29 protein-coding genes are annotated in these 26,609 nt (G+C 41.6%); 8 read left to right on the forward strand and 21 right to left on the reverse strand.

Annotation, left to right across the window (positions count from 1 at the left end; translation table 11 throughout):
• Positions 1–33: 33 nt before the first annotated feature.
• Both ubiA and OCU78_RS13810 read right to left on the reverse strand, forming a co-directional pair.
• The gene (gene ubiA, locus OCU78_RS13805; RefSeq protein WP_137375500.1) at positions 34–888 is read right to left on the reverse strand and encodes a 4-hydroxybenzoate octaprenyltransferase; all 855 of its coding nucleotides are present in this window, start codon (positions 886–888) and stop codon (positions 34–36) included.
• The gene (locus OCU78_RS13810) at positions 889–1,428 is read right to left on the reverse strand and encodes a chorismate lyase (RefSeq protein ID WP_167494083.1); all 540 of its coding nucleotides are present in this window, start codon (positions 1,426–1,428) and stop codon (positions 889–891) included.
• Positions 1,429–1,589: 161 nt separating this feature from the next.
• Between OCU78_RS13810 and OCU78_RS13815 the strand changes: the two genes are divergently transcribed.
• Positions 1,590–2,000 (forward strand): flagellar basal body-associated protein FliL, encoded by a 411-nt coding sequence (locus OCU78_RS13815; protein ID WP_137375498.1) that lies wholly within the window; start codon positions 1,590–1,592, stop codon positions 1,998–2,000.
• A 125-nt stretch (positions 2,001–2,125) separates the two neighbouring features.
• On the opposite strand, the gene glpG is transcribed toward OCU78_RS13815, so the two are convergent.
• The 6 genes from glpG to ftsY all read right to left on the reverse strand — a co-directional run bounded on the left by glpG (position 2,126) and on the right by ftsY (position 7,718).
• The gene (gene glpG, locus OCU78_RS13820; protein ID WP_137375497.1) at positions 2,126–2,965 is read right to left on the reverse strand and encodes a rhomboid family intramembrane serine protease GlpG; all 840 of its coding nucleotides are present in this window, start codon (positions 2,963–2,965) and stop codon (positions 2,126–2,128) included.
• A gap of 22 nt (positions 2,966–2,987) precedes the next feature.
• Positions 2,988–3,308, reverse strand: a complete 321-nt coding sequence (glpE, locus tag OCU78_RS13825) for a thiosulfate sulfurtransferase GlpE (RefSeq protein ID WP_137375496.1) — start codon at positions 3,306–3,308, stop codon at positions 2,988–2,990.
• 419 nt (positions 3,309–3,727) lie between these two features.
• Positions 3,728–4,582 (reverse strand): RNA polymerase sigma factor RpoH, encoded by an 855-nt coding sequence (gene rpoH / locus OCU78_RS13830; protein ID WP_137375495.1) that lies wholly within the window; start codon positions 4,580–4,582, stop codon positions 3,728–3,730.
• 177 nt (positions 4,583–4,759) lie between these two features.
• Positions 4,760–5,734 carry a permease-like cell division protein FtsX gene (gene ftsX / locus OCU78_RS13835; protein ID WP_137375494.1) on the reverse strand — a complete coding sequence of 325 codons (975 nt, stop codon included), beginning with the start codon at positions 5,732–5,734 and terminating at the stop codon, positions 4,760–4,762.
• Positions 5,724–6,398, reverse strand: coding sequence for a cell division ATP-binding protein FtsE (gene ftsE, locus OCU78_RS13840; RefSeq protein WP_137375493.1), 675 nt, complete (start codon positions 6,396–6,398; stop codon positions 5,724–5,726). The genes ftsX and ftsE overlap by 11 nt, the downstream gene beginning before the upstream one ends.
• A gap of 90 nt (positions 6,399–6,488) precedes the next feature.
• Entirely contained in the window at positions 6,489–7,718 is a 1,230-nt protein-coding gene (gene ftsY / locus OCU78_RS13845) for a signal recognition particle-docking protein FtsY (protein WP_137375492.1), read from the reverse strand.
• A gap of 230 nt (positions 7,719–7,948) precedes the next feature.
• On the opposite strand from ftsY, the gene rsmD reads away from it, so the two are divergent.
• Positions 7,949–8,563, forward strand: coding sequence for a 16S rRNA (guanine(966)-N(2))-methyltransferase RsmD (gene rsmD, locus OCU78_RS13850; protein WP_137375491.1), 615 nt, complete (start codon positions 7,949–7,951; stop codon positions 8,561–8,563).
• Between the two features lie 19 nt (positions 8,564–8,582).
• Positions 8,583–8,849, forward strand: a complete 267-nt coding sequence (locus tag OCU78_RS13855) for a DUF1145 domain-containing protein (RefSeq protein ID WP_137375490.1) — start codon at positions 8,583–8,585, stop codon at positions 8,847–8,849.
• A 105-nt stretch (positions 8,850–8,954) separates the two neighbouring features.
• On the opposite strand, the gene OCU78_RS13860 is transcribed toward OCU78_RS13855, so the two are convergent.
• The 4 genes from OCU78_RS13860 to OCU78_RS13875 all read right to left on the reverse strand — a co-directional run bounded on the left by OCU78_RS13860 (position 8,955) and on the right by OCU78_RS13875 (position 12,062).
• Entirely contained in the window at positions 8,955–9,539 is a 585-nt protein-coding gene (locus OCU78_RS13860; RefSeq protein WP_137375489.1) for a YhgN family NAAT transporter, read from the reverse strand.
• 139 nt (positions 9,540–9,678) lie between these two features.
• Complete coding sequence (locus tag OCU78_RS13865; RefSeq protein WP_137375488.1) at positions 9,679–9,915, reverse strand: YecH family metal-binding protein; 237 nt, start codon at positions 9,913–9,915, stop codon at positions 9,679–9,681.
• Positions 9,916–10,143: 228 nt separating this feature from the next.
• Positions 10,144–10,764 (reverse strand): lysoplasmalogenase, encoded by a 621-nt coding sequence (locus OCU78_RS13870; protein ID WP_137375487.1) that lies wholly within the window; start codon positions 10,762–10,764, stop codon positions 10,144–10,146.
• Positions 10,765–11,687: 923 nt separating this feature from the next.
• Positions 11,688–12,062: a DUF4145 domain-containing protein gene (locus tag OCU78_RS13875; protein ID WP_137375486.1), complete on the reverse strand. Its 375-nt coding sequence runs from the start codon at positions 12,060–12,062 to the stop codon at positions 11,688–11,690.
• Between the two features lie 245 nt (positions 12,063–12,307).
• On the opposite strand from OCU78_RS13875, the gene OCU78_RS13880 reads away from it, so the two are divergent.
• Positions 12,308–12,637 (forward strand): DUF2500 domain-containing protein, encoded by a 330-nt coding sequence (locus tag OCU78_RS13880; RefSeq protein ID WP_137375485.1) that lies wholly within the window; start codon positions 12,308–12,310, stop codon positions 12,635–12,637.
• 80 nt (positions 12,638–12,717) lie between these two features.
• Here the strand turns inward: OCU78_RS13880 and OCU78_RS13885 are convergent, their stop codons facing one another.
• The 7 genes from OCU78_RS13885 to rhtB form a co-directional block, all read right to left on the reverse strand.
• Complete coding sequence (locus tag OCU78_RS13885) at positions 12,718–13,731, reverse strand: acyltransferase (RefSeq protein WP_137375484.1); 1,014 nt, start codon at positions 13,729–13,731, stop codon at positions 12,718–12,720.
• A 126-nt stretch (positions 13,732–13,857) separates the two neighbouring features.
• On the reverse strand, positions 13,858–15,078 hold the full coding sequence (gene arsJ, locus OCU78_RS13890; RefSeq protein WP_137375483.1) for an organoarsenical effux MFS transporter ArsJ: 1,221 nt from the start codon (positions 15,076–15,078) through the stop codon (positions 13,858–13,860).
• A 136-nt stretch (positions 15,079–15,214) separates the two neighbouring features.
• Entirely contained in the window at positions 15,215–15,718 is a 504-nt protein-coding gene (locus OCU78_RS13895; RefSeq protein WP_137375482.1) for a cyclin-dependent kinase inhibitor 3 family protein, read from the reverse strand.
• A gap of 24 nt (positions 15,719–15,742) precedes the next feature.
• Positions 15,743–16,744, reverse strand: coding sequence for an ArsJ-associated glyceraldehyde-3-phosphate dehydrogenase (locus OCU78_RS13900; protein ID WP_137375481.1), 1,002 nt, complete (start codon positions 16,742–16,744; stop codon positions 15,743–15,745).
• A 58-nt stretch (positions 16,745–16,802) separates the two neighbouring features.
• Complete coding sequence (locus tag OCU78_RS13905) at positions 16,803–17,144, reverse strand: metalloregulator ArsR/SmtB family transcription factor (protein ID WP_137375480.1); 342 nt, start codon at positions 17,142–17,144, stop codon at positions 16,803–16,805.
• Between the two features lie 97 nt (positions 17,145–17,241).
• The gene (locus tag OCU78_RS13910; RefSeq protein ID WP_137375479.1) at positions 17,242–18,456 is read right to left on the reverse strand and encodes an EAL and HDOD domain-containing protein; all 1,215 of its coding nucleotides are present in this window, start codon (positions 18,454–18,456) and stop codon (positions 17,242–17,244) included.
• A gap of 37 nt (positions 18,457–18,493) precedes the next feature.
• The gene (gene rhtB, locus OCU78_RS13915) at positions 18,494–19,111 is read right to left on the reverse strand and encodes a homoserine/homoserine lactone efflux protein (RefSeq protein WP_137375478.1); all 618 of its coding nucleotides are present in this window, start codon (positions 19,109–19,111) and stop codon (positions 18,494–18,496) included.
• Positions 19,112–19,190: 79 nt separating this feature from the next.
• On the opposite strand from rhtB, the gene OCU78_RS13920 reads away from it, so the two are divergent.
• A complete protein-coding gene (locus tag OCU78_RS13920; RefSeq protein ID WP_137375477.1) occupies positions 19,191–20,186 on the forward strand; it encodes an alpha/beta fold hydrolase in 996 nt (331 codons plus the stop codon).
• A gap of 137 nt (positions 20,187–20,323) precedes the next feature.
• Entirely contained in the window at positions 20,324–21,151 is an 828-nt protein-coding gene (locus OCU78_RS13925; protein ID WP_137375476.1) for a Cof-type HAD-IIB family hydrolase, read from the forward strand.
• A gap of 71 nt (positions 21,152–21,222) precedes the next feature.
• Here the strand turns inward: OCU78_RS13925 and OCU78_RS13930 are convergent, their stop codons facing one another.
• A complete protein-coding gene (locus OCU78_RS13930) occupies positions 21,223–21,693 on the reverse strand; it encodes an EVE domain-containing protein (RefSeq protein WP_137375475.1) in 471 nt (156 codons plus the stop codon).
• Positions 21,694–21,732: 39 nt separating this feature from the next.
• Between OCU78_RS13930 and OCU78_RS13935 the strand changes: the two genes are divergently transcribed.
• Positions 21,733–23,274 (forward strand): COG3650 family protein, encoded by a 1,542-nt coding sequence (locus OCU78_RS13935; protein ID WP_137375474.1) that lies wholly within the window; start codon positions 21,733–21,735, stop codon positions 23,272–23,274.
• Positions 23,274–23,906 carry a tRNA-uridine aminocarboxypropyltransferase gene (locus tag OCU78_RS13940; RefSeq protein WP_137375473.1) on the forward strand — a complete coding sequence of 211 codons (633 nt, stop codon included), beginning with the start codon at positions 23,274–23,276 and terminating at the stop codon, positions 23,904–23,906. The genes OCU78_RS13935 and OCU78_RS13940 overlap by 1 nt, the downstream gene beginning before the upstream one ends.
• 168 nt (positions 23,907–24,074) lie before the next feature.
• Here the strand turns inward: OCU78_RS13940 and OCU78_RS13945 are convergent, their stop codons facing one another.
• Positions 24,075–26,558 (reverse strand): bifunctional diguanylate cyclase/phosphodiesterase, encoded by a 2,484-nt coding sequence (locus OCU78_RS13945; protein ID WP_137375472.1) that lies wholly within the window; start codon positions 26,556–26,558, stop codon positions 24,075–24,077.
• Positions 26,559–26,609 lie beyond the last annotated feature (51 nt).

Genomic DNA, 26,609 nt, shown 5'->3' on the forward strand with positions numbered 1-26,609 from the left:
ACTTAATCTAACCTGTTACCTAAGTCAGCATAGCTACCAGAATGCCACCAGCAAGCCAGCTGTGATTGCCATACCTACATAGTTATTATTTAAGAATGCCTGAAAACATAAATCTCTATCACGATGGCGCATTAAATGTTGCTGATAAACAAACAAGCTACCGACTACCAATAAGCTCCAGTAAAAACTGTCACCTAACTGGTAATGCATACCTAAAGCAATCAACATCGCTAGAGTAATTAACTGAAGTAAACCTATGGTTAGCTTGTCAAAGCGACCGAATAAAATAGCTGTCGATTTGATACCAATCTTTAAATCATCATCCCTATCCACCATTGCATACTGCGTGTCATAAGCGATCGTCCATAGAGCATTGATCGCAAAAATAAACCACACAATACTAGGTAGCTCATTGGTTTGGGCCGCCCAAGCCATTGGTATTGCCCAGCTAAAAGCAAGCCCAAGGAATAATTGAGGAAGATGAGTAAAACGCTTCATGAATGGGTAAATAAATGCCAATCCAATTCCCGCGAAAGAAAGCTTCACGGTTAATGGATTCATTGTCAGCACAAGCAAAAATGAAACCACCGCAAGGAAAAGGAATAACCCAATAGCTTCTTTACTCGTGACTACGCCTGATGGCAAAGGTCGGTTTTTGGTTCGCTTAACGTGACCATCTACTTTACGATCAGCAAAGTCATTGATAACACACCCAGCCGAGCGCATTAAAAACACGCCTAAGATAAACACAATCAGTACATTTATGCTTGGCATGCCTTCCGCGGCGATAACCAATGCCCATAAGGTTGGCCATAACAACAATAACGTACCAATTGGGCGATCCATTCGCGTTAATTGCCAATACGCTTTCGCTTTGGTGGCAAGCATTTACACATTCTCCTTGGCGTAAATTGGTGATTCAGGTAAGAAAAGTTCAGCGACAAGCATAGGCTTATGGTTCATCCATAAGCGAGAACGGCGAGCTAATAAGCAAACACCGTCCATTTCCACCCAACCGACTTGCAAAGCATCTCTTTTAACATTTTCAGCGCTAAATACTGTTAGACCTAAAGGGATGTTGCCCTGCTGGGAAAGATCATAGCTCTGATCTTCTAGGGTGATACGTGGAATTAACGTTCGCCCGATCACCCACTCGACATCATTACCTTGTAAAATCACTTTACGTAGCAAACAATCTGAAGAGGAAAGCAGAGTTTCTTCATCTTCTTTCAAAAGCGAACTTTCAATAACTTGGTTGTGTAGCAGCTCAACTGACAGGTGTTGGCAATGCTTCTCAAGTAAACGAGAAAGCGACCCTTGCTCCATAAGCCACCGCTGTGCAGTTTTGCTTGGAAAAGCGAATGTTTCGGTATTTTGCCAATCGACATTCATTAACAAATTCAGATAGAGCGGTATTGACTGATTCATACTAGTATTCAATAAGTGGCTTTACGCGTACAATAAACCTGCAACTAATGACCACAATTAACCATCAGCTATGTTATAAACGTATTTAGATTTAGACCGTTCATTGTAACAAGACAAACGCGTTTCGAATATCGCGATTAAACTAAAGAAAAGTCAGAAATATGCACAAACGTTATGTAACCCAAATAATTCTCGCGATTAGCCTACTTTTTTCGGTACCAAGCTTTGCAGAAGAAGAAAATGCAACGCCTCAACTTGCATACTTTACGCTTGAGCCGGATCTAACGACTAATTTCCATACAAAAGGTAAGAAGCTTGGCTACATTCAAGTTCGTATCGATATCATGGTTGCGAATAGCATCGACCTTGAGTTAATTGAATTGCACCAGCCTTTAATCAGAGATGCTGTGATTGAGCTCCTTGGTAAGCAAAGCGAAGACACTATCAAGTCTCTTTCTGGTCGTGAAGACTTAAGAAAAACTTTAGTCAACCATTTGAACAAAATTCTGCTGCCAGAAACCGGCAAAACGGTGATTGCAGATTTACTGTTTACTAAATATTTGTATCAATAAATTTCATACATAAAAAAGCGGCTTTCAAGCCGCTTTTTTATTACTGGTTTATCGTAAAAATAGGTTGCTCAGTGACGTCAACAATCGAGCTCCGACCATAAAAACGAAAACTATCTATACATAATCTATGAACGGCGCTGAACCGTTTTAGCAGCATCCAACCAACCAAGTGCAATGCCCGAAGCCAAACCGGCTAAATGAGCCGTATTCGCTATCGCCATAAATGGTTGAACATAGCCCAATGCCAACCAAATAAGCATAAAGCCAACAACCTGCTTTTGAATACCTAAGCCTAATTGTGGTGCTCTAACACTCAATACCCATAAGTAACCGACCAGAGCATAAACAACCCCAGACAAACCACCAAAGTTAGCCCCTTCTATCCAATACTGACCTGCGCCAGATAAAGCTGAAGAAACAACAAAGATTTGCAGAAGTTTTAATCCACCAAGCTTCTTCTCGATGTCTCCACCTAACTGCCACCACCACAAAATATTAAAAGCGATGTGAATAGCAGAGAAATGAAGTACAGCATGACTGAGCCAGCGCCATAGCTGCCACTGCTGCCCTTCAACAGCAGGGAAATGCAAAGCAGAAAAAATTTCGCTTCCAAAACCTACCTGTTGTAATGCAAAAATGACAATACACACAACCATTAAGCTCAAAGTTACTGGTCCAGCTTTCGCTTTGATCATGCTGATAAAACTAGGAGTACGATAATGCAGTTTATTCTTGCGAGTTTCTGCCATATTCCAAGATGCCGCTTGATAACGAGCATGAGTGGGTTCGGCAAGAAAACGTTGTAGCTCGGATTCAGCTTCAATTTGATATTGATTATCTGTTAGCCATAGAGCGAACTTCCCCTCTCCATCAGGAGCCAATTGGATTGGGATGCGGCGAGAGTCCATATAATCAATAAATGCTTGAGCAAGTCTTGGGTTGTCTATTGCTATTAATCGAATCATATTTTCTCTCGCTTGCGGCTTTCTAGCCAGTAATCACGGGTAATTCAGCTCGATGCCATGCTTCAAAGCCACCATCGACACTGTATACCTCTTCAAAACCTTGATTCACTAAATATTGAGCGGCACCTTGGCTGCTGATCCCGTGATAGCACATCACTAAAACCGGTTGTTCAAACTCTACCTCATCCATGAATGAGACCATAGTATCGTTCGTCAAATGATATGCAGTTTCCGGGTGAGCAACAGCAAAAGATTGTGGGTCTCTAATATCCACTAGCCTTGCTTCTTTTTGCTGAATCAAAGCTTGCGCACCTTGAACATCGATATGCTTAAATTGGTCCATTACCTTCTCTTTTATGACTATTTTTATTTGCTGCCATTGTAACCTATCCCAAGACGAACATTCACATCCAGTTATTAAGGTTATCCACCAATGATCACTTTTCCATCATTTGTGGATAAAACTGTGGATTGCGTGAATAAAGTGTCTTTCTTAAAATAGATCCACTAGATGTAGTAATGATCCTGATCTAACTGTGAGTTAATAGAAACATATCCCCACGAGAAAAATAGCTCTCTAGCCTTATAACACCCTGCTTTTCGACAAGTGATGAATAAACTTCTCACAGAGTTATCCACATTTTTATTGGAATAATATCGATCACTTCTGTTACTTTTGCGATCCAAATAAAAAAGCCGAGATCTCTCGATCTCGGCTTTATATAAAACTATACGCACTAAGTGCATGTCATGCGAAAAAGGCTAAAAGTCGCCTACTGCTTGTTTAAGCTTTTTCATCGCATTTTTTTCTAGCTGACGAACACGCTCTGCTGAAATACCGTAAGTATCCGCAAGGTCTTGAAGTGTTGACTTCTCATCATCCAACCAACGAGAACGCACAATATGCTGGCTTCTATCATCTAAGCTTGCTAACGCTAAGCCTAAACGATTATTCGTGTGTGATTCCCAGTTCGCAGCTTCAACTGTATCAGCTACATCAGACGCTTTATCTTCTAAGTAGTAAACAGGAGCGGTATACGCCGAACTTGAGTCATCATCATCCATTGGAGCTTCGAATGTAGCATCTTGCGCAGCAAGGCGAGATTCCATCTCTCGAACCTCAGAAGGTTCAACACCTAACTCGCGAGCAACCGTTTCAACTTCACCATTATTGAACCAACCTAAACGCTTTTTAGACTTACGTAGGTTGAAGAACAATTTACGTTGAGCTTTTGTCGTTGCGATCTTAACGATACGCCAGTTACGTAATACATACTCGTGGATTTCAGCTTTGATCCAGTGAACAGCGAAAGAAACAAGTCGGACACCAACTTCAGGATTAAAGCGTTTAACCGCCTTCATCAAGCCGATATTACCCTCTTGAACAAGGTCTGCCATTGGTAACCCGTAACCAGAGTAACCTCTCGCTACGTGCACAACGAACCTCAAGTGAGAAAGGATCAAGCCTTTCGCGGCATCAATCTCACCTTTGTAATGTAGTCTTTCTGCAAGTTCACGTTCCTCTTCAGGTTTCAGCATTGGGTAGCTGTTCGCTGAACGGATATAGCTGTCTAAACTATCTTGTGTAACTAGAGACATTTGATACGCGTTTGCCATTCGGTTCCTCATCAATCGCTGATCTGGAGTATTTTTGCTATTAAAACCCGCTAATCTTGAACCTAAAATGAACAGGATTCAAGGAGGGGGAAGTTATTATGCATAATCATTTCGTCTATACAAGGCAATTACTGGGTAATACTTGCCTATTTTTTGTCTAAATATGACCGCATTCAACTAAACTGGTTCAATTTCTTTTAGGTGTCGCTGTGCTGAAAGACGAGCTGCGATACTGCCTAACAAGGTGCCCACTATTAATAGCAATAGGGATTCATCCCAGCTGAGTCCAATCAATCTAAAGTGGCTATCGTATAACTGAGCCAACTCGTCCACCGCACCATTCAGTAATATCGTAATTAATGCTGTCATTACCCATGCCGCCACAGCGCCAAGTACACCAAACCACATACCTGAATAAAGATAAGGGCGCAAAATGAAGCTGTCCGTTGCACCAATTAACTTCATGGTTTGAATTTCTTCTTTTCGTGCCAGAACATTAAAGCGCAGCGTATTACCAATAATTAAGAATACTGCTCCAAGCATCAGTAATGTCAGAGTGATGACGATAACCGCAGCTAATGCTTTAATGGCATCAAGCCTTGCTAACCAATCTTCATCCAATCGAACATCTGTAATAGAAGGCTGTTGTTTAATTTTGCTCGATATACTTTTTGTTGCTGAATTATCTTCAACACTTGGTGTAATAACTAAAACACCAGGCAGAGAATAATCATCCAACAACGATAATGCGTCATCAAAGCCGGAATATTGGCTTAGTTCTTCTAAGCCCTGTTGCGGAGAAATATACTCAACTAGCGCAACCTGTTCCCAACTTTCGATTTCATCTTTCAACACCATGACTCTTGGCTCTGGTGTACCCTCTTCTATATAAGCACTGATTTGTGACGGGCTTGCGACATCTTTTGCGACTTCGCTGATATTTTTTCCCAATAGATACAAACAAGCGGGCATCGCCAGTGCCATTGAAATAACGGCAAGTGTTAAAATGTTACCAATTGGTCTCTTCCATAATTCTGAAAAAGAGGATTTTGCTTGTTTTAGGTGGATTCTAAAAAAGCCATCACTCGCAGGTCGATTATTGGCTCTGCTCGCTTTCGGTGCCGGCTTTTTGAGACGTTTGTTACCTGCCATAATCTTCAACCTCACTCAAGAAGCCTTGGTTCAGCTCAAGATGGCGATATTGAGGGCGAGTATTCACTAACCCCACGTCATGTGTAGCTAAAAGAATAGTGACACCCGCACGGTTGAACTCTTCAAAAAGTCGTAAGACTCGATTCGAAAGCTCTGGATCTAAGTTGCCGGTAGGCTCATCAGCTAAAAGTAATGTTGGGCGGTTTACCACAGCACGCGCAATACCGACTCGCTGCTGCTCACCACCAGAAAGTTGGCTAGGTAAACAACGGGCTTTATCCAATAGATCGGTTTTATCTAGTGCCGCATTGACCCTACGTTTAATCTCACTTTCTGAGATAGACTCAATACGCATAGGCAGTGCAACATTGTCAAAAATAGAACGATCCATCAGCAGCCGGTGGTCTTGAAAAACAATACCGATATTGCGGCGTAAGAACGGAATATCTTTAGAGGGGATACGAGTGATATCGTGATCGTTAAAACGAATTTTTCCATCGGTTGGGCGTTCAATCGCACAGATCAATTTCAACAAGGTACTTTTACCCGCCCCTGAGTGACCACCTAAAAAAGCCATTTCACCACGTCGAAGGTGAAAATCCACTTTTTGTAACGCTTGGCGCCCGCCTCGATAGGCTTTGCTCACTTGCTGAAATTTGATCACCGAACATTCCTCTTACGATCACTAATATCAAATTTAAATCGTAGTACTTTAACGTTTAAAACACTTTACTACGTAAACTCACGGCAAGAATTATTCTTCTCGGCTGAATAACGCTTCGATGAAATCTTGAGATTCAAACGGACGTAAATCATCGATACCTTCACCCACTCCAATAAAACGAATTGGAATTTGGAATTGATCTGCAATAGAGAAGATAACGCCACCTTTTGCCGTTCCATCCAGTTTAGTCAACGTAATCCCAGTTACTGGCGCAACTTCACTGAATAGCTTCGCTTGGCTAATCGCATTTTGACCGGTACCGGCATCTAATGTCAGCATAATTTCATGTGGTGCTGAATCATCAATTTTTTTCATTACGCGAACAATCTTGCGCAATTCTTCCATCAAGTTGCTCTTGTTTTGCAAGCGACCCGCAGTATCTGCGATAACCACATCAACACCACGCGCTTTAGCAGCTTCAATCGCATCATAAATTACAGAAGCACTGTCAGCACCCGTGTGTTGAGCGATAACAGGAACATCATTACGTTCGCCCCACACTTGTAATTGCTCAACTGCGGCTGCACGGAATGTATCACCCGCAGCAAGCATGACTTTCTTGCCTTCGCTTTGGAACTGCTTCGCTAGCTTACCAATAGTGGTCGTTTTACCGACACCGTTCACACCCACCATTAAAATAACGTAAGGCGTTTTCGTTGTATCCACAACCAGTGGCTGCTCTACTTGGCTTAAAATTTCAGCCATCTCTTCTTTTAACAGACCGTATAACGCCTCGCCATCTTTCAAATCTTGGCGAGTTGCTTTATCTGTTAAGTTTTCAATAATTTTTACGGTTGTTGGCATACCAACATCAGCAATCAATAGCTGCTCTTCCAGCTCTTCAAAAAGATCTTCATCAATCTCTTTGCCTTTGAATAGACCAAAGAAGCCAGCACCAATATTTGCTTTAGTACGGCTTAAGCTACGCTTTAATCGTGTGAAAAAGCTTTCTGTAGGTTTTTCTTGTTCTTGAACACGAGGAACAACTGGTGCTTCTGCTTCTGCTTCTGCTTCTGCTAGCTCAGTGTTAGGTTCTTGTTCCTGAATTTCTTCCAGGTTCGCTTCTATTTCCTGATCAGCTTCTGATTTCTCAACCTGTTTTTGTTGCTCTGATTCAACTTGAGACTCTTCTGTTTCAACAGCCTCTTTTTCTATTTCTGCAGGTTGTTCTGCTTTTGATTCGTTTTGCGTTTGTGGGCTTTGTTCTTCTTCACCAAAGCCAAGCCACGATAATAAACCGCGCTTCTTTTTTTCCGCCATCAGAGGGGTTCCCTAGATCTACTTATTAACTTTATTGACTAATACACGCGACTCTTTACGCTACCTATACAATTCGTATTTTGCATAAGCGAATAGTAAAGAAAAATGACAAAGCAGTGATAACTTTTCGTTTAGCTTGCTACACTTTGTCATTGCAAATTTATTTAATACCCGAGCCAAATTAAATTTGGGCTCGGTATAGTATCACTTTATTAGCGGTCAAAAAATCTATGGTAAGACGTCGCCAGCAAAACACATCACAAAAAAAGCCATCAGGTGGCTTTGTTCGAATCATTAGTGGCTCTTGGAGAGGAAGAAAGCTTCCGGTTCATGACTTGGAAGGGTTACGACCAACCATTGATCGAGTTAAAGAAACGCTTTTCAATTGGTTAGCTCAAGAAGTACCTCATTCTACCTGCTTAGACGTTTTCTCTGGTTCTGGCGGCTTAGGCTTTGAGGCGGCTTCACGCCAAGCCAAGCTTGTCACTTTACTAGAAATGAACCCAAAGGCAGCAAAGCAACTGTCGGATAATGCGAAAGAATTGAAAGCAGACAATATTAATGTTGTGAATACTGATGCGCTTTCTTACCTTCGTAATCAAGGTACGCCACACGATCTAGTGTTTATCGATCCACCTTTCCGTAAAGGCTTACTCGCAGAAACAGTTCAACTACTTGAGAGTAATGGCTGGCTCACTGATGATGCCATCATCTACGTGGAAACAGAAAAAGAGCTCGCATTAGAATCCATGCCGGAAAACTGGGAACTGTACCGAGATAAAACAACCGGTCAATCTAGCTATCGATTGTTCAATAGAACGCTCGTTGAATCCGAAGAATCATAAAAATAGATAGGGCAACAGAATGAAAATATTGCTTACCTTAGCCAAAGCGGCGATTGCTTTTGTTTGGCTAGTTTTAATCATCAATATATTTAACCCTTTCCCAGGTAACTCAGCGATTGCGCTATACATCATGACGGCATTTTTGTTCTTCATGCATGGGTTGCAGATGTTGATTTTCATTGGAGCGTTTGGCGACAAGATATCGATGAGTCGTTGGGAAAAGTGGTCAATTCTTATTTTCGGTATTTTTGCTTTGCTTGATATCCGACGCAAGCACATGATGTAACACTATTCGTGGAAAACTATTTAAGGTAGCCAACGCCTTATTTAGGGGACACAAAAAAGGCAGCTCACTTGAGCTGCCTTTTTGTTTGTTCAATTCGCGTAAGAACTATCCAAGATAACCCTTCACGCCGTCTAGGAACATCTGAGTCGAGATCATTACTAGTAGCAAGCCCATCAAACGCTCTATCGCCTTCAAGCCTCTTTCTCCTAGAACTCGTAGGAAGAAGCCATTAAACATCAAGATAAAGAAAGTCGCGCCCCACGCTAGCATCACTGCTCCAGAGAGCTCTAACATGTTATCCGGGTGCTGCGTCGAAAGCAGAATCAGTGCAGCAATCACCGATGGACCCGCAATCATAGGAATTGCCATTGGCACGATAAACGGTTCTTCACCAGCCGCTAACCCAGTAATGCTGCCGGCGCTTGGGAAGATCATCTTAATGGCAATAATGAATAGAATTATGCCGCCAGAAATACTTAAAGTTTCAGGCTGAACATGTAAGAAGTTCATGATGCTTTGACCTGCGAACAAAAATAGCAGCAGGATTATAAGTGCAAAGATTAGCTCTCGAACGAGAACAATACGACGACGCTTCGGGTCTATATGCTTAAGGATAGAAAGGACGATTGGGAGGTTACCAAGCGGATCCATAATAAGAAACAGCATGGTAGCTGCGGATAAGATTTCCATAAGTTTGTCTCGAAAAGCGAAGTTGCGCGGAGTATAGCAGCCTCAATCTCGCTTTTCGAACTCTAGATACACTATTATTTCAGAGATTATAAAACAAAAAAATCAAAGTATATCAACGAACTAGTACGCAATAAGAAACTTAATGACTGCATACACGATGGGTATTTGTACTTAGCTTGTCACCAACTAACACCACTTTTTCCATCTTAAGAAAGAAGGTTAATAAACGGTCTAAATCTAAGTCGTTGAGTTTACAAGTATGAAAGCGTGCATCCTCTCCATATTGCTCTGCCAATACTGCTTCCAGTTCTTCTCGGGTCAGAGGGGTTTCATTCAGCAGGTTTAAAACACTATGGGCATGAATTTCAGTTGTCATCTTATAAGTCTCATTTTAATCAACGAAGACCTAGAATACTGATGTATGAAAAAAGCAGTTTGATACTAAACAGGATTTATTTAATTAACTGCGTACCTGACTCCGCTACGCGATTTAAATAACGCCTACTCAAAATAGAGACTGTTAGGCAGCGCAAGAAAAATAATTACGAACCATACTAGTCATGAATTTAACAAGCAAAGCCGTAAATGAGTAACGAGCTAGCAGTTAAAGAACCAGAGACGAGACTATTAGCCCATGAGCTAAGAAGTAACTGCCCGTGACCCAAACATAGGAACGGCGAATCGGGCTGCGATAGCTATTCAGTGCATAGGCAAGAGCTGAAAGCAGTAATACACACGCACCAACAAAACCAATACCACTCGCTAGCGTTGGTGAGGTTAACCACACTTCTCCTGACGCCCAAGACAGTTGAATAAGCATGATGCCCATAATAACGACTGGGAATACCAGTTTATCTAGCTGAGGAAGCAATAAAAAGAAAGCAACAATACTTGCGGCAAGCAATAAGGCAAATAGCCACCAAACCATCTCTCCGGACAATTGAAGCCAAAATGCTTTGCTGTAACAAAACTGGGCAACAAGGAAGCAAATGAAATGAAAGGTACGTTTTCGCTTTAAGGTATGCAAAGTATCAGCAAGTGCGGACACCGCTAAACCGCCCACAATCCAATATGTATACTCATAGATAGAAGCCTGAGTCATAGCAATGATGATCAGTAAGGCAAAGGTAAAGATTTTATACAGTAAGGACTGAGCGATAAACCCATGTTTCGTACCTGATACAGCTCCAATACTTGCTAATGAAACCGCCAACCAACTCCACATACGCTTACCTTATTACTACAAATCGCGGTCAGTCTAGGCACACTGGCTTTGATGTAAAGAGCCAGCACTTCAAAATTGGATCTTGATTACGGTTCCACTAAAAAGCTACGGCAAAAATTAGATAAGAGGATTTAATAAGGAACTATTCTAGTTTCCTGACCTTGACCACTTTATGTCAATTATTCACCGCGAGACCGATTTCAACCTTCAGAGTCTACAAACTTTACGTTCGCTATTAATCATCCTCTCGAAAACCTTTACACAAAAAACATTTAAACTGGAAAAAAATTAAGAGACAAAGAAATATAAAACAACAACTTAAAAATAAAAATCACAACTTATAAAGTTAATAGCACTCATAACTTCACCAATCATTCAAACCAACGAAATTTAAATTAAATATCTTAATAATTACCAAAGTTATGCTCCGATGAACGAAAACCCCACATACAAAGCCATCAAAAACCAACAAACAAGCCTCAGTGCAAAATCCCAAACCATGAAATCCATTAATACACTTTAACAACTATTAACATTATTCATTACATTGAAAATTACATTAATTTCATATACTTAAAAAAACAAAGCTCAATTAAAAAGCACTTAGATCGATTAGCGACCACACCAAAACAATATCTAAACATGGGCAAAATAACCTAGTTTTAGCCAACTTTAATGCTACTTTTGGAAGCTTCAAAAGTAATACTTGAATAAACACCAAAAACAGTGCTATTCTAATAAGCATAAAGAGTATCAACCAAATCAAGGGGCAGTGTTATGATTTCTTCTTCACAAAAACAAGGGCTTGTAATGATCGCAGTAGTTGTTGGCCTAATGACACTGCCGATGATGTACTAAGCAACTTATAAAGTTACTAAAGAAAAAGGGACGCTAATGCGTCCCTTTTTCTTTATGAAATCGGATTATTTAGATAAAAAATGATGCGTGAGTACATCCCAATTGGCGTAATAAAAGCCAGCTGCTGCTAATGTCATCACTACCATCAATAAAATAGCCACTCGCCAGATAAATCGGCTACTCCTTGGTGTGAGCTCTTTTTCACAGTCATCACACATTAATATAAATTTAGCCTGATCTTCTAGTTCAGATTTATCATCCTTCACAACTTTATTACGACACGTCGCAACGTATCTTAGTTTACTCACTACATCATGAGGCAGCCGCTCTTCGCAACTTGTAATGAGTTCATGTAATCCTTCACCTTCAGCGTGATACTGAAGCCGTAATAACTTCTCAATGTTTCGAGTTCTTGTCACTACTTGTTCTATGTCTGTCATTTCGGCCCTCCTACTCTACTCATCATTCTAGTTGAGCATTTGCCTATTCTTCTATAAACCCTAATCTTTTTACGTGAGAAAGAGACAATAAATAACAATGCCTTATCCCTCACTAGTTTGTAAATGTGATATCAGCCGAAAAATAACCATCTATCAATATGGGAATTAACGATATAGAGGCTTAACACACAGCCTATAAACGCCCGTAACACTAAAATATCACCTACGATTATTTGGAGGGTTATATGCCTAGCACACTGTTTTTTGCCATTTTTACACTTGCCCTACTCGCTGGTTGGGTATTTGTGAGTTTTTATCGAAAACACATGCAAGGTGAAAATGCACCCGAACAAAAAGCTGATGTCACTATTTTAGATAAACAATCCATTGATCTTCCTGATGCTGAACCAGGACAAGAAGACCAAGAGTATTGGATATATGTACAAAAAGGTCGCATTGGTCCAAAACGTGAGTTTCAAGTGGGGATCCATTATTTCCATGCCCTATCTCCTGGAGATAAAGGCACAATGACCTACCAAGGTGATAAATTTTTGCACTTTGCGTTAAAGCGATAGGTTTATCGATTAAAACTGCAGAGCGCTTCCCACGCTGCTCTGCAACTCATTTCTATAATTTAACCTATAGCTGCAATACTCTACGGCAGTAACCAGCGAGTCTTACTTGATTTCGCCAACAACCAACTCATCCATAATGCCCCAGCCCCCCCAATCAATACCCATAGAGGTATAACCCAAGCAGGATGACCTTGATACCAACCAAACTCTTTCATCGGCCATAGGAAAATCGGATGTAACAGATAAATACCCAAGCTGTATTTACTAACAAAGCTCACGAGTTGATTACTTTTATCTGAGAGCCCTTCTCCGAAATAACGACACAGTAAAAAAACCATGCTGGCAATAATCACGGTATTCAGCGTTTTATATGAAAGCCAGCGACCTACCGTGTATTTTTCAGCGACCAAACTGGCATCCACGACCATAAATACGGTAGCAAATAATGCTAACCCACCAAGGGTGACAATCGACCACATAGTGGTTTTAGTTAACGGTACCTTTTTATAAAGGATGTAGCCTAACGGCAAGTAACCCGTGTAAAGCCATAATTCATGGCTCCAAGGTCCATCAATACCGAGTAAAAACAGTAACGTTGTAAACAGCCACACACCAGTTAGGGCATAAATGCTTTTATCACCATAATTTCGAAGCATGATTTGTAAGAAAGGAATCACGAAATACAGAGGGATGAAGTAATAAAAGAAACCTAAATGGTAATAAGTGTAATGATGGTAGCTTTCAGCCAATACTTGCCAGCTCACGCCGCTATCAAAGCCTTCTAATGACCAACCTGACAAATAGGTATAAAACAAAGACCAAACAATGAAAGGGATGAGAACTTTCCCCAACCGGCGCTGCACATAATATTTAGCGTCAAACGGGCGCTGGTCACTCAGCATAAGAGCACCAGTGATCAAGATAAAGACAGGAACCGCCCAGCGGCTAAAACCATTTATCGTGATAGCGGTAAACCATTCTCCAAATGGAATACTATTCAATTCATGTCGATAAGGCGCCAATACATGAATAGCAATTACGGCAACCGCAGCGACACATCTTGCTAAGTCAAAAAACAATACTCGTTGCTTCATAGAGCTTTCTATTCCATTTAAGTATCTGATTAATATTCAATCATCAAACTATAGCAATAAAAAAGCTGACCGGTATACATGCCAAGTCAGCTTATTGTTAAAGGAGTTACATATCGCTTATTTAGGCTAGGCGGCTGAAGTTTGCGGAACCTTCGGTAGTCGAAGAGAAATCAAAGTAGTCAGTGCTAAGAAAGCGAAAGACACCCATAAGCACGCTGACAAGCCAGCCATTTGGAATACCAAGCCAGATAAAATAGTACCAATCAAACGGCCCATTGCATTCGCCATGTAGTAAAAACCGACATCAAGAGACACACCATCACCTTTCGCATAACTCACAATCAGGTATGAGTGTAGCGATGAGTTCACAGCAAAGATTGCCCCAAATATCATCAAACCACCGATGATAACCACTTCTGGTTGCCAGCCGATTTGAACAGCGTAAGCAATAGCAGCAGTTACAACCGCTAATGCTCCGGCCCATAATAAAGCAGCATGCCCATCTGGTACTTTACCTTGTGCCTTACCGGTAATCTTAGGTGCGATGCCTTGCACAAAACCATAAGCAATGGTCCAAGCCGCTAAAAAGCCGCCTACCCATGAATGGTCCCAACCAAACACACTACCTAGGTAAATCGGCAACGCAATAACAAACCACACGTCACGAGCACCAAACAAAAACATTCGCGCCGCAGAAAGAATATTGATTGAGTCTGACTTGGAAAAAATTTGTTTAAACTTAGGTTTTGTTTTCGCTTTACCCATATCTGCTTCTAGGCTTAATACGCTGCCAATGAAGACTAATGTGAGAACCGCAGCCATGGCGAGTACTGCATATTGGAAGCCGATAGTCGAAAGCAGTAAGCCGCCAATGAAAAAGCCAGCGCCTTTAAGTGCATTCTTAGACCCTGTCAGAATCGCTATCCACTTATAAAGCGCCCCCTGCTGCTCATCCGGCACAAGAGTCTTAATTGAGCTTTTGGCACTCATCTTGTTAAGATCTTTTGCAATGCCCGATAAAGCTTGCGCCGCCATGACCCATGGAATAGTCAACATTGCACTTGGCACTGCGAGCATGCCCAAGGCGACGACCTGCATCCCCAACCCGATGTTCATGGTCTTATTGAGACCAAGACGAGCCCCTAACCAACCACCAATTAAGTTAGTCACCACACCAAAGAATTCATAGAAAAGAAACAGTGAGGCGATCTCTAACGAACTGTAGCCAAGGTCGTAGAAATACAACACCACCAGCATACGAAGAGCACCATCAGTAATGGTGAAGTTCCAATAATTGAATGTCACCAACATATATTGGCGAACACTTTTACTTAAGTTTGAAAACATACGTTTCTCACAAATTCAAACCATGGGTTCAAATAAAAAGAGCTTTTGGATCATGGTGTCCCAAAAGCCCTTTAACCAGTCTTAATCACTTAGTCTTACTATAACGAGCTATTAACTCGGTCTAGACCATTAATGATTACTGAGCAGCAACACCATGAATGTATTCAACTTGAATTGGTTTTGTAAAAGCACCTGGGCGAAGAGCTTGAACTTCCTGAACCACTTTTCCAATGTCCCAATTTTTTTCAAGTAACAGATGAGCAGCCAATAAACCAGTACGGCCCGAACCGCCCATACAATGCATAGCCACTTTGCCGCCATTGTTCACTACATCATGCAGTGCTGGGCTAGCAGCTTGCCATTTTGAATCAAAATCAGAGCCCGGAGCTCTATCATCTTCGATTTCAATTTGAAACCATTGCATACCAAGCGCTTGAGCTTTTTCACCCAGATCAGAAACGCCTTTGCTTCCTAGTTCTGCGTCATCAAGCGCAGTCACAATCGCTTCAACACCTTGCGCTTTAAGCTGAGCAAGAGAATCATCAAGGTTCGATTCTTTCGTACCAGGGCACGGAGTCAGTACCAAAGCACCAGTTTCAAGGTTAAGTTCCCACGTTGGGTGAGCAGTAGAATTTGTCATTATTTTTCTCCTAGAAACCAAGGCTTACGCCAGACCAACAGTACGAACTAGCTCAGCAGTGCGAGTTGCGTAGCCCATTTCATTGTCATACCAAGCGTAGATTTTCAACATGCGCTTACCAACTAACATTGTTGATTGCGCGTCAACAATCGTTGAACGTTGGTCACCTTTGTAATCAATAGAAACCAGTGGGCGCTCTTCAAAGCCCAGAATGCCTTTTAACTCGTTTTCCGATGCTTCTTTAAGTAGCGCATTCACTTCTTCAACAGTCGTATCGCGTTTCACATCAAAGATGATGTCGGTTAGTGATGCGTTCGCAAGAGGAACACGTACCGCATGACCATTAATTCGATCTTTTAGCTCAGGGAAAATTTCAACAATAGCGGTTGCACTACCCGTTGTTGTAGGAATAAGGCTCATGCCACATGCACGAGCGCGGCGTAAGTCTTTGTGAGGCGCATCAAGAATAGTCTGCGTATTGGTTAGATCATGAATGGTCGTAAACGCCGCCTGTTCAATACCTAGTTTTTCGTTAATTACCTTAACCACTGGGGCAATACAGTTAGTTGTACAAGAAGCGGCTGTCACAATCTTGTGTACTGCTGGATCGAAGATTTCATCGTTCACACCAACAACAATATTCGCAACGCCTTCTTCTTTCACTGGTGCAGAGACAACAACACGCTTCACGCCTTGCTCAAGATATTTATTTAGGAAAGACGTTTTACGGTGAACACCTGTCGCTTCGATAACTACATCACAACCAGACCAATCAATAGCGTCAAGATCGCGCTCCTGAGTGGTTTTAATACGCTGACCATTGATGATCATCTCATCGCCTTCTACAGCAACTTCGTGGTTCCAGCGACCTTGCACTGAATCGAACTCAAGAAGGTGTGCCAATGTTGCTGTATCGCCAGCTACATCATTAATTTGTACGAATTCTAATTCAGCCCAGTCGAATGCTGCGCGAAGTGCTAGACGGCCAATACGACCAAAACCATTAATACCTACTTTAACTGTCATTGTCTTTTCTCTCAGCTAGTGGTGAAATTTAAATTAGTGGTGAAACTTAAATTTGGATTTAAACGCAACATACAGGGCGTGAGCTCATAGCTTCTAAACGCGTGATGTCTTGCTGGTATTCAGTTTTCAAACAGTTTGATGCGATAAGGTCGTCGATCAACTTTAGCATCCAACCCGGTAAATCTTGTGACAGGCGATAAAAAACCCATTGCCCTTGGCGAACATCAGTCAAAATGCCACTCGAACGTAATTGTGCTAAGTGACGAGATATTTTTGGCTGACTTTCTTCTAATGCCTGTGTTAATTCACCAACCGATAAACAAGTCTGGCGTACTATCAACATTAAACAGCGCACTCTTGTTTCATCAGATAGTAATTTAAAGAATTGGTGAGGAAGCATAACTACATACTCATATATGGATATGCATATATATTAGTTATTAAAAAACGCACGTCAAGGCGTGCGTTAGTTTGTCATCAAATATTCATATTCAATGTTAGAGCTGCATGGTTTGGCTCCAACGCTGAGCTTGAACCAATTCATGCTGTACATCTTCAGCATTTAATCCTAACTGCTGGCAATAACCTTCAATACTTTTCCAATCAGCAAGCTCAAAGCTCTCTTCTAATGCTAATAGCACTCCATAGGGTCCTTCTCGGCGCAATAAGGCGACTTTAATGACTTTGCATAATGGGAGTTGATCGACAAGGTTTTCCAGCGACAGATCAAGTAGTGCATCCAACATGGAGAATAAGCCAATCATAAAGGCTTGTTCAGTATGGTTTTGAAAGGGCTGGTAGCGTGACATCAATTGGCAAAATTGAGCTCGCTGAAGAGATAAGTTAAGCAACTCTTTTGGCTTGGAGTCTGCAATATACGAAGCGACAGCGAGTGAAACAAACATCTTCAACTTATCTTGACCAAGATAAACAAGCGCTTGTCTAAAAGAGGATATCGTCACTTCAAGACGAGGAGACATGGTATTCACAAAGCGCAGTAACTTATAAGAAAGTGCCACATCTTTCGCAACAATACTTTCTACACGTTTAAAGTCCACATTAGCTTGGCAGACTTCTTGAAATAGCTCCATGGCAATGGCTTGCTCTGGACTCACGTATTTCGTTTTTATTATTTCTGGCTTACTAAAAAAATAACCTTGGAAGAATTTAAAACCAGCCTCTTTCGCTTGTTCAAACTCTTTCAATGTTTCTATTCTTTCAGCTAGAAAACTGTATTTTTGCCCATGATGCTCACGAACCAATTCACAGGCAGCATCAAGCCCCATCTGCATGATGTCGAGCTTAATAATGTGAACATATTTAAGAAATCGCTTCCACTCTTCAGTCAACGTGAAATCATCCAGCGCGATCATATAACCTTGCCGGTACAGATCTTTAATGGCTTCAAATAACTCATCTGTTGGCGAACATGTTTCCAACACTTCCACCACGACTTTATCTTTAGGTAGGCTCAATGGTAAGCGACGAATCAAGCTTTGATACGGAAAGTTGATGAAACAACGAGATGTAGGAATGGAAGGGTTTATCCCAACAGACAGGAAGTTTTCGACAATTAATCGATACGTCGCGCGATTAGATCCAATATGCGAAGGATAAGCATTTTTCTCCCCATCCCGAAAAAGCAACTCATAACCTAATGTATGCTTTTTTCGGTTAAAGATCGGTTGGCGCGCGACGTACGTTGAAGTCATTGTCTTTCTATTTTAATCCGTTAAGCCGTTATTATCATTATGCTTTCGCGGCAGCAAGTAGAGCTCCACAGCCCATAAACATACCACCAAATACTTTATTAATTTTGCCCATTACGCGGTCAGAACGAATAAATCGACCCATTTGTGCCGCCAATGAAATGTAACCAAGCATTACGATACCATCAATAACAACTGTCGTAACACCCAGAACCAAAAGTTGTGGCATCTGAGGTTGCATTGGGTTTATAAATTGTGGGAAAAGTGCCACAAGGAAAACTATTGACTTAGGGTTAGTCAAATTAATCAACACTGCATTACGCATGAGGTCCCAACTCGACTTAGTTCCTTCGCCGGTTTGTGCGATCAAACTTGAGCGATCACGCCACTTTTGAATCCCTAACCAAACTAAATAGATCACACCCACCCATTTGATAATAGAGAATGCAAGAGCTGATTTTGCGACCAAAGCACCAATACCTGCGCCAACGAGAACAATATGAAAAGCAAGACCAAGTTGCAGGCCAATAATCGATGCTAATGACTTCCTCGTCCCATAACTCAAACCATTACTGATTGAGTTAACGGTACCAGAACCAGGTGCTAGGCTAAAAAGAATAGCGGTAACAACATAAGCTAACCAAACATGAGTATCCATTGCATTTCCTTATGAGTTCATTAATCTAATATCATTAGTAGCGACTACGCTCTCACTGTTTCACTTAGGCATTTTCATCATGGAAAATTCAGGTGCCATGCACCCTTCTTATACGCAAGAGCATCAGTTCGAGCAAGCGATTAAACACCCAATAGCCAACCTTTGGCAACAAAGAAATGAAGGTTATGTTACAACATCCCATAAAAGAAAATCATACTGGTGCAGTTATACCCATCCTGAACACAATAAAGTCATTGTCATTGTTAATGGGCGCATTGAGTCATGCTGGAAATACCAAGAGCTTTTCTACGACCTTTTTCAAAAAGGCTACGATATTTATTCCTTTGATCATCAAGGGCAAGGGTTATCAGAACGATTGGTAAAAGACTCTGACATTGGGCACATCCAAGAATTTGATGATTATGTCGCTGACATGGCAACTTTAGTGAAAAGCTTCCAGATAGAGCGCTATAAAGAACGCTACTTATTAGGTCATTCTATGGGAAGTACGATATCAACTCGGTACTTGCAAATCACACAGGAACATACTTTTGATAAAGTCGCACTGTGTGCCCCAATGTATGGTGTAAATACAGAATGGTACTTAAAACCAGTGGCACTAATACTAAGCCAACTGCTAACAGCCATTAGTACAAAAGCAACCTATGCTCCAGGACAAAAGGAATACTTCCAAAAACCATTTGAAGATAATCCTTTAACACAAAGTAACGTTCGCTATCAATGGTTTCGTAAACTCTATGAAGAAAAACCCGAATTGAAAGTGGGCGGCGCCAGCACTCGCTGGGTATGGCAAGGTCTTATGGCTGCTAAGCAATGTATTCAGCAAACTCGCCAAATTCAAATCCCCTTACTGATTGTTCAAGCCGGAAGCGAGAGGATTGTGAGTAATGAAGCTCAAGTTCGTTTTATCAAAAAACTGGCTAAAACCAACCCTTTCTGCCAATTTAAGACCATTAACAATGCGCAGCATGAAGTGCTCTTTGAAAAAGATCAGTATCGAAACCAAACACTGGATGCCATTTGTGATTTTTTTAGCGCTCAAGATAAGCGCTGAACAATAGCAAACTTGCTAAAGAGGAAGAGAAGTCAGTGACCTTTACCCTCTTTTCTTTCTCTGTTTTCGCATACAATTTGTAGGTCAAAAGAACGATGCTAGATCACTAGCATTCATAACAACGCAATGAGGGCTAAATGACTACTTCTGCATTAAAAGATACCGTTAAAATTGTCGCGTCAGATCTCGATGGCACACTACTCGCTCCAAACCACCAGCTCAGCGACTTTACTAAGCAAACCCTCACTGAATTGCACCAGCAAGGTTATACCTTCATTTTTGCTACTGGTCGTCACCATGTAGATGTTGCAGGCATTCGCGAGCAAACCGGCATTCCTGCCTACATGATCACATCCAACGGTGCACGTGTTCATGACTTAAATGATAACCTCACCTACGCAAAGAACATTCCTGCTCACCTAGTTCAACAAGTTGTTGATGTCCTTAAAGGTGATCCGGAAATTTTCATTCATATTTACATGAATGACGAATGGCTAATGAACCGTGATGACGAAGGCATGAAGAACTTCCATGACCAAACCGGATTCACTTATCGTTTATTTGACATCAACAATGCCCCTCAAGAAGGTATTGCTAAAATTTTCTTCACTCACCCTAACCAAGAACACGAATACCTTGTTCCGTTTGAAGACAAACTCAATGAGCTATTGGGTGACAAGCTAAACATCGCATTCTCAACACCTTGGTGTTTAGAAGTGATGGCGGATGAAGTATCTAAAGGTCACGCTTTAGAAGCCGTGGCTAAATCTATGAATTTAGGCTTGGAGCACTGTATCGCCTTTGGTGATGGAATGAATGATGCAGAGATGCTTTCAATGGCTGGCAAAGGGTTAGTGATGGGAACATCTCATGAGAAAGTATTGAAAGCTTTACCAAATAACGAAGTGATTGGTAGTAATGCCGATGACGCTGTCGCTCATTATCTGCATGAGCACTTGCTATAAGCGATTAGCGAGCTGTATTTAACCTAAAAAAAGCAACCACTCGGTTGCTTTTTATCCTTCCAACAGACTGTTTAACTGCGCTTCGGTAATGTCTCTTTACTTAAAATTGCCGTCCATTCTGCTTCTGAAACGGGCATGATTGATAAGCGGTTTCCACGTTTGACCAAAGGCATATTTTCAAGCTCAGGCATCGCTTTTAATGTCGCAAGGGGTATAAGCCTTTCTGTTACTCGTACAAACTCGACATCAACCATGATCCACCTAGGATTCTCTTGGGTAGATTTTGGATCGTAATAATCGCTTTCCGGATCGAACTGAAAATGATCGGGGTACGCTTCTCGGGTCACTTTTGCAATCCCTGCTACCCCAACCTTTTTGCATGAAGAATGATAGATCAGCACTAAATCACCCAACTTCACATCATCACGCATCATATTTCTTGCTTGATAATTGCGCACCCCCTCCCAACAGGAGGAGTTTTGTGTCCGTAATGTGTTAATTGAGAATGTGTCGGGTTCTGTTTTAAATAACCAATATGCCATAATAAATCCAGTTAACGGTTGCTCATAGGAAGATATTACATGAAGGCATTTAAAAACCCAGCAACGTGGCTGGCTATTCTGGCACTTCAAGGCTGCAGCTCTGCACCTGAAGTTGTCACTGAACCTGAGTTACCACCAGCAACTTTAGATGAACCTAAGAGCATTCAACCTCAAACATTCATCATGCGTGGGCAAGTGGTTGTCGGACATGAGACGCGAACCTTCACTCCTTGTGGTAGCCAGCAACAATACTGGTTAGATCTCCCTAAAGGCGCACTTCAACAAGCACTGGCTCTGCCTTCAAGACCTTATCAAACCATGTATGGTGAGATGATTGGTCACCTTAGTGTTCCCAGCCAAACAGGCTATAACGCAGATTTCACAGCTCGCTTTGTTGTTGAGCAAGTCAATTTACTGACTACAGAAAACCCTGAACGATGCTCTCAACCGCTTCGCCCGACTCGTGCCTTTGGTACAGAACCTTTTTGGTCTGCATCTTTTAACAAAGACCAAATTACTTATACCCCAATGGGTGATAAACCACAGAATCTGGCTATCCAATCAAGTCGAGTAAGCGCTGATAAAAGGCAATATAGCCTGAATGACGGTGAGCTTGAGCTACAAAAAGAAACCTGTAACGACGGTATGAGCGATTCAATATACGGTTGGAAATCTCAACTTACTATTGGGAGTAAAGACTTAGATGGGTGCGCAACTGTAGCGAATGTCGACTCCACTCTGGATTGGTCTGGGCTATATTTTGCTAGCTCAACGGATAACATAGGGTTTTCTGTTCAACTAGAGCTGCATGGCAACCATAGTGCAACGACCACTTATTCTTATACTTCTGGCGAGCCATCTATTATCGAGCAAGGCTTCTGGCAACAGTTAAATAAAGATCAAGTGCAAGTAGTGATGACACAACATCAACAGCAATATTTAATATCAGAGAGAATTTTTACTCGGGATGGTTATCAGTTAACTGCAGAAAAAGAAAAAGTTGGTAACGTGGTTTACCCTATCTCGAATGGGGGGCTTACCTTATTTAGAGCAAAATCAACGCTAAGCACTCAAGTTGAAAAAGCATCAAATACATCCGTAGATTTATCGGCAAAACAGATAAACTCCAGCTCCGATTTTAATCAAGACGTCGACAATGCCATTCGTCGATATTTCAAGATCCACCAAACCTCCCCAGACAACACCAAATATAGGTGGCTGACCTATGACCTCAATGGTGATGGAAATGATGAACTGTTAGCGCAGTTAGATTGGTGCGGCTCAGGTGGGTGTACATTGCTTATCTTTGAAAACCATAATGATGATTGGCGTTTCAATAGTCGTATCACCCTAGTACAAGATGATATTAGATTAGGCAAAAACCAAAATCATGGCTGGCAAGATCTTATCTTCAATGTTCGAGGTGGAGGGGCAACGCCAGCTCAACACAAGTTAAGCTACACCGGGGTAAGCTATCCAATGAACCCGAGTGTGTCACCGGTTGTTCAAGGTAATAATGTAACTGACGTAATACTCTTCGCTGACAAAATCACTCCAGTACAAGACGGAGTCATGCTGTAATGCAAGAGCAGCAAGAGCAGCAAGAGCAGCAAGAGCTAAAAGTATGTACTGGTTGTGGGTTTAAGCACCAATGCATTTGCGATCAAACACCACAAGTGGACAGCTCGATTGAGTTAGTACTATTAACTCATAAGAACGAGCATTCTCGCGAAACCAATACCGGAAAACTGCTCAACCAAACCCTAGAAAACTGCCACGTGTATACATGGCAGAGAAAAGAGCCTCCGATAGAGTTGCTTAAAAAGATTGCGCAGCCTGAGCTTCAGGCGTTTGTTCTCTTCCCTAGTGAAACCAGCCAATCTTGTCAGCAAATCATAAAAAGCCTGCCTGCGAGCCAAGAGCATATCCAGCCACTATTTATTATGCTGGACGGAACCTGGCAAGAAGCAAAGAAGATGCTCAATAAAAGCCCATGGCTAAAATCATTACCCGCGATTCATCTGCAAACCACTCACGATTCCCTGTATACACTAAGGCGAAATCAAGAGGCTGGTCATTTATGCACTTGTGAAGTCGGTATCCAATTGCTTAGAGAGCTCAACCAAGATCAGCAAGCAGACCAAATTGAGCAGTACTTTGAACAGTATTTACAAGTCTATAAAGCGGATAAGTGCGGGCATAAACTGCAGTAAGCAGCTAAGGTAACAACACAAACAATAAAGGGAAGCTAGCGCTTCCCTTTATTGCAAATTATATGCATGGATGTTTCACGTGGAACGTCAGCCCCTTTATTCTCATCCATTTTAAACCTTATGATTATAAGCAGACTGCCAAGCTCCACTGAGCACAAGTCAACGTGTTTAGAACAAACGCTTCGGCTCACTAAAGTAAAAACCTTGCAAATAATCGACACCCATATCTTCAGCAATTTCACAAACCTGCTGATTATGAACAAATTCAGCGACCGTTTTTGCATTCAATATCTGGCATAAACTCACCAGTTGTTGTGCTATTTTTCTTTGCTTCTCATCTTGGTCAATATTGCGAATCAAGCTGCCATCTAATTTGATGACTTGCGGTTCGAGTTTTAATATTTCATCAATGTTCGAGTACCCCGACCCAAAATCATCCACAATAATATTTACCCCTAAATCGCGGAAGTGATTACATACCTCTATCAGACGGCTGTAATCCTTAATTTGTTCGGTCTCTAATACTTCTAACCCAATACGCTGCGGGTGGCTTATCAATCCAATGGCATCTTCCAAGTGATATAAGGTTTTCTCATTGGTTAGATCTTGAGGAGATAGATTGATCGAAAAAGAGTCGGTTCTTTCACTCATGCACTCAAACGTTCGAGTAATCATCTGTCGACTGAGACGAGTGTATAGGTGAGTACCTTCTATAATAGGTAGGAATTTACCTGGTGCGATGAGTTCTCCATCTTCTTCAATACGAACCAAACATTCATAGCTTTCCACTTGATGGGTATGAGCTGCCACGATGGGCTGAGCACAAGCGACCACGTTTTTATGTAGAACCGCACGGCTAACACAAGATAACCAGCCAAGTTGCTCTTGCCTTTCTTGTTCTAACTTAATTAAGGTTCGAGCATTCACTAGGTGTTTATTATTACGTACCGCATCACGGCGCGCTTCTATCGACTTAAGCAGTAAATCGTCAGTTGATAAATTAGGAAAGTCGCAACGGCTCGCTAAGCCAGCACTTAGAGACACTGACAAGTAATCGATATCAGGTAGCCCCATCGGCTCAAAGTTTACATGCTCTGTTGTATCTGCAAATTCAGAGAAACGCATTTGTATAAACTCTTCACTCTGCATGCTTTCAAATACTACCGCCCACTCACCGATACCAATGCTGTACAACAAGCAGTCTTTATCAAATAGCTTCCAAAGAGCTTTTTGAAAATACTCACTTAAATCATTCAATAGCTGATCACCCACGTGATAACCATATTTTTCATTTATCTGGCTGAAGTTACTCACCTTTAAGCTCAATAAATGGCTTGATGGCTTCATCTGCGCGAGCTTTTCTCTCAATACACTACGATTGGGTAACTGAGTCCGGCGATCTACTCGATAACTCGCCGTCAACTCCGTCGCTTGTTTTTGTATTTTACTCGTCATGGTTTGGTTCATGCCATCAACATCAACAAGCGCATTTCGGATCAAAGAAAATAATGGCGATATTGCACTTGCCGTTTTATTGAGAGGTGTGGCTTGTTCGCTAGAGTGAACCCCTTCTCTCAACGCTATATAGGTCAAACTATGGTGCAATAATCGCTGCTGGTCATCATCTCTGTATAGCTCCCCCATACAATAAACACCAAAGCTGTCTGCCAAATTTTGGAACACAGAAACTTCTTGGTTGCCTTCAATGAAATCAAGACGCGAGGTACAGTTATAAATAAAAAATTGTTCGGGAGCGTGACTAGCGACTTGCTGCACACCATTCCGCACTTGCTCCAGGGTCAGCGATGGATGGTCGTAACAAAAGCGAACCTCATCACCTACATTAAATTCCCCATTAAACTCAAGCGCATTATCGTCGACAATTCTCATCGGTAAAAAAATACTTTGGTCTTTAGGCTCACCAACCATTAATGGAAAATCATGCAGTTGCTCTAAAGGTACTTCTAGACCATCCGCTAAATAATGATTATAAAGTTCTCTTACTGGGCGACCATCCAGTTCATAAACCAATTTCCCATCAGCGGCAGTCACGCGGAATGTTTTACCTATTGGGTTCCACTCGGTATAAAAGCCTTTGGCAATAGCCAAATCGGAGCCATGCAGAGCCACCATCACATAAGCATTTTCATAACAACAACCATCCAACATGACCCAGCGGCCGTAATCAGTAATCGTTGAAGCACCACCAGCAATCGGGATTTGTAATCGAGAGTGATTGAATGAGGAAAAAAGAGCTTGTTTGCTCATATTCATTCGGTCGGCAAAGCAAATAATGGCTTGAGTATGCTTAGTGCATTCTAATTGGTGCCACATTTGCGCGCTGTCGGCTGCTAAGTCATCGCTATATGAGACAAGGCTGCAAGAAAGGGAAACTGAAGAGAAGCGAGTGATAATAAGGTAAAGGCCTTGATACTCTATTTCACCTTTACGAATAAAATGATTTGCGCTTGCACCAATGAGCTGAGCGTTGGGGAAAGTCTTTTTAATCTCCAGACATGCAGATTCAACTCGACTCTTTTCAAATGAAGAAAAGACCTGAATTAATAGTTTTTCATTAGATAAAAAAGAGACCTGACTTAACTCCGTTTGAAGTTGGTCAAAATCTTGTACCAAGATTGAAATAGACTGCATATTCACATTAATCTTTAAGTTAATGGCTTGTTATTCTGCTCGCATTTCTAG

It is taken from the genome of Vibrio gallaecicus (assembly GCF_024347495.1).
In the GTDB taxonomy this organism is placed as follows: domain Bacteria; phylum Pseudomonadota; class Gammaproteobacteria; order Enterobacterales; family Vibrionaceae; genus Vibrio; species Vibrio gallaecicus.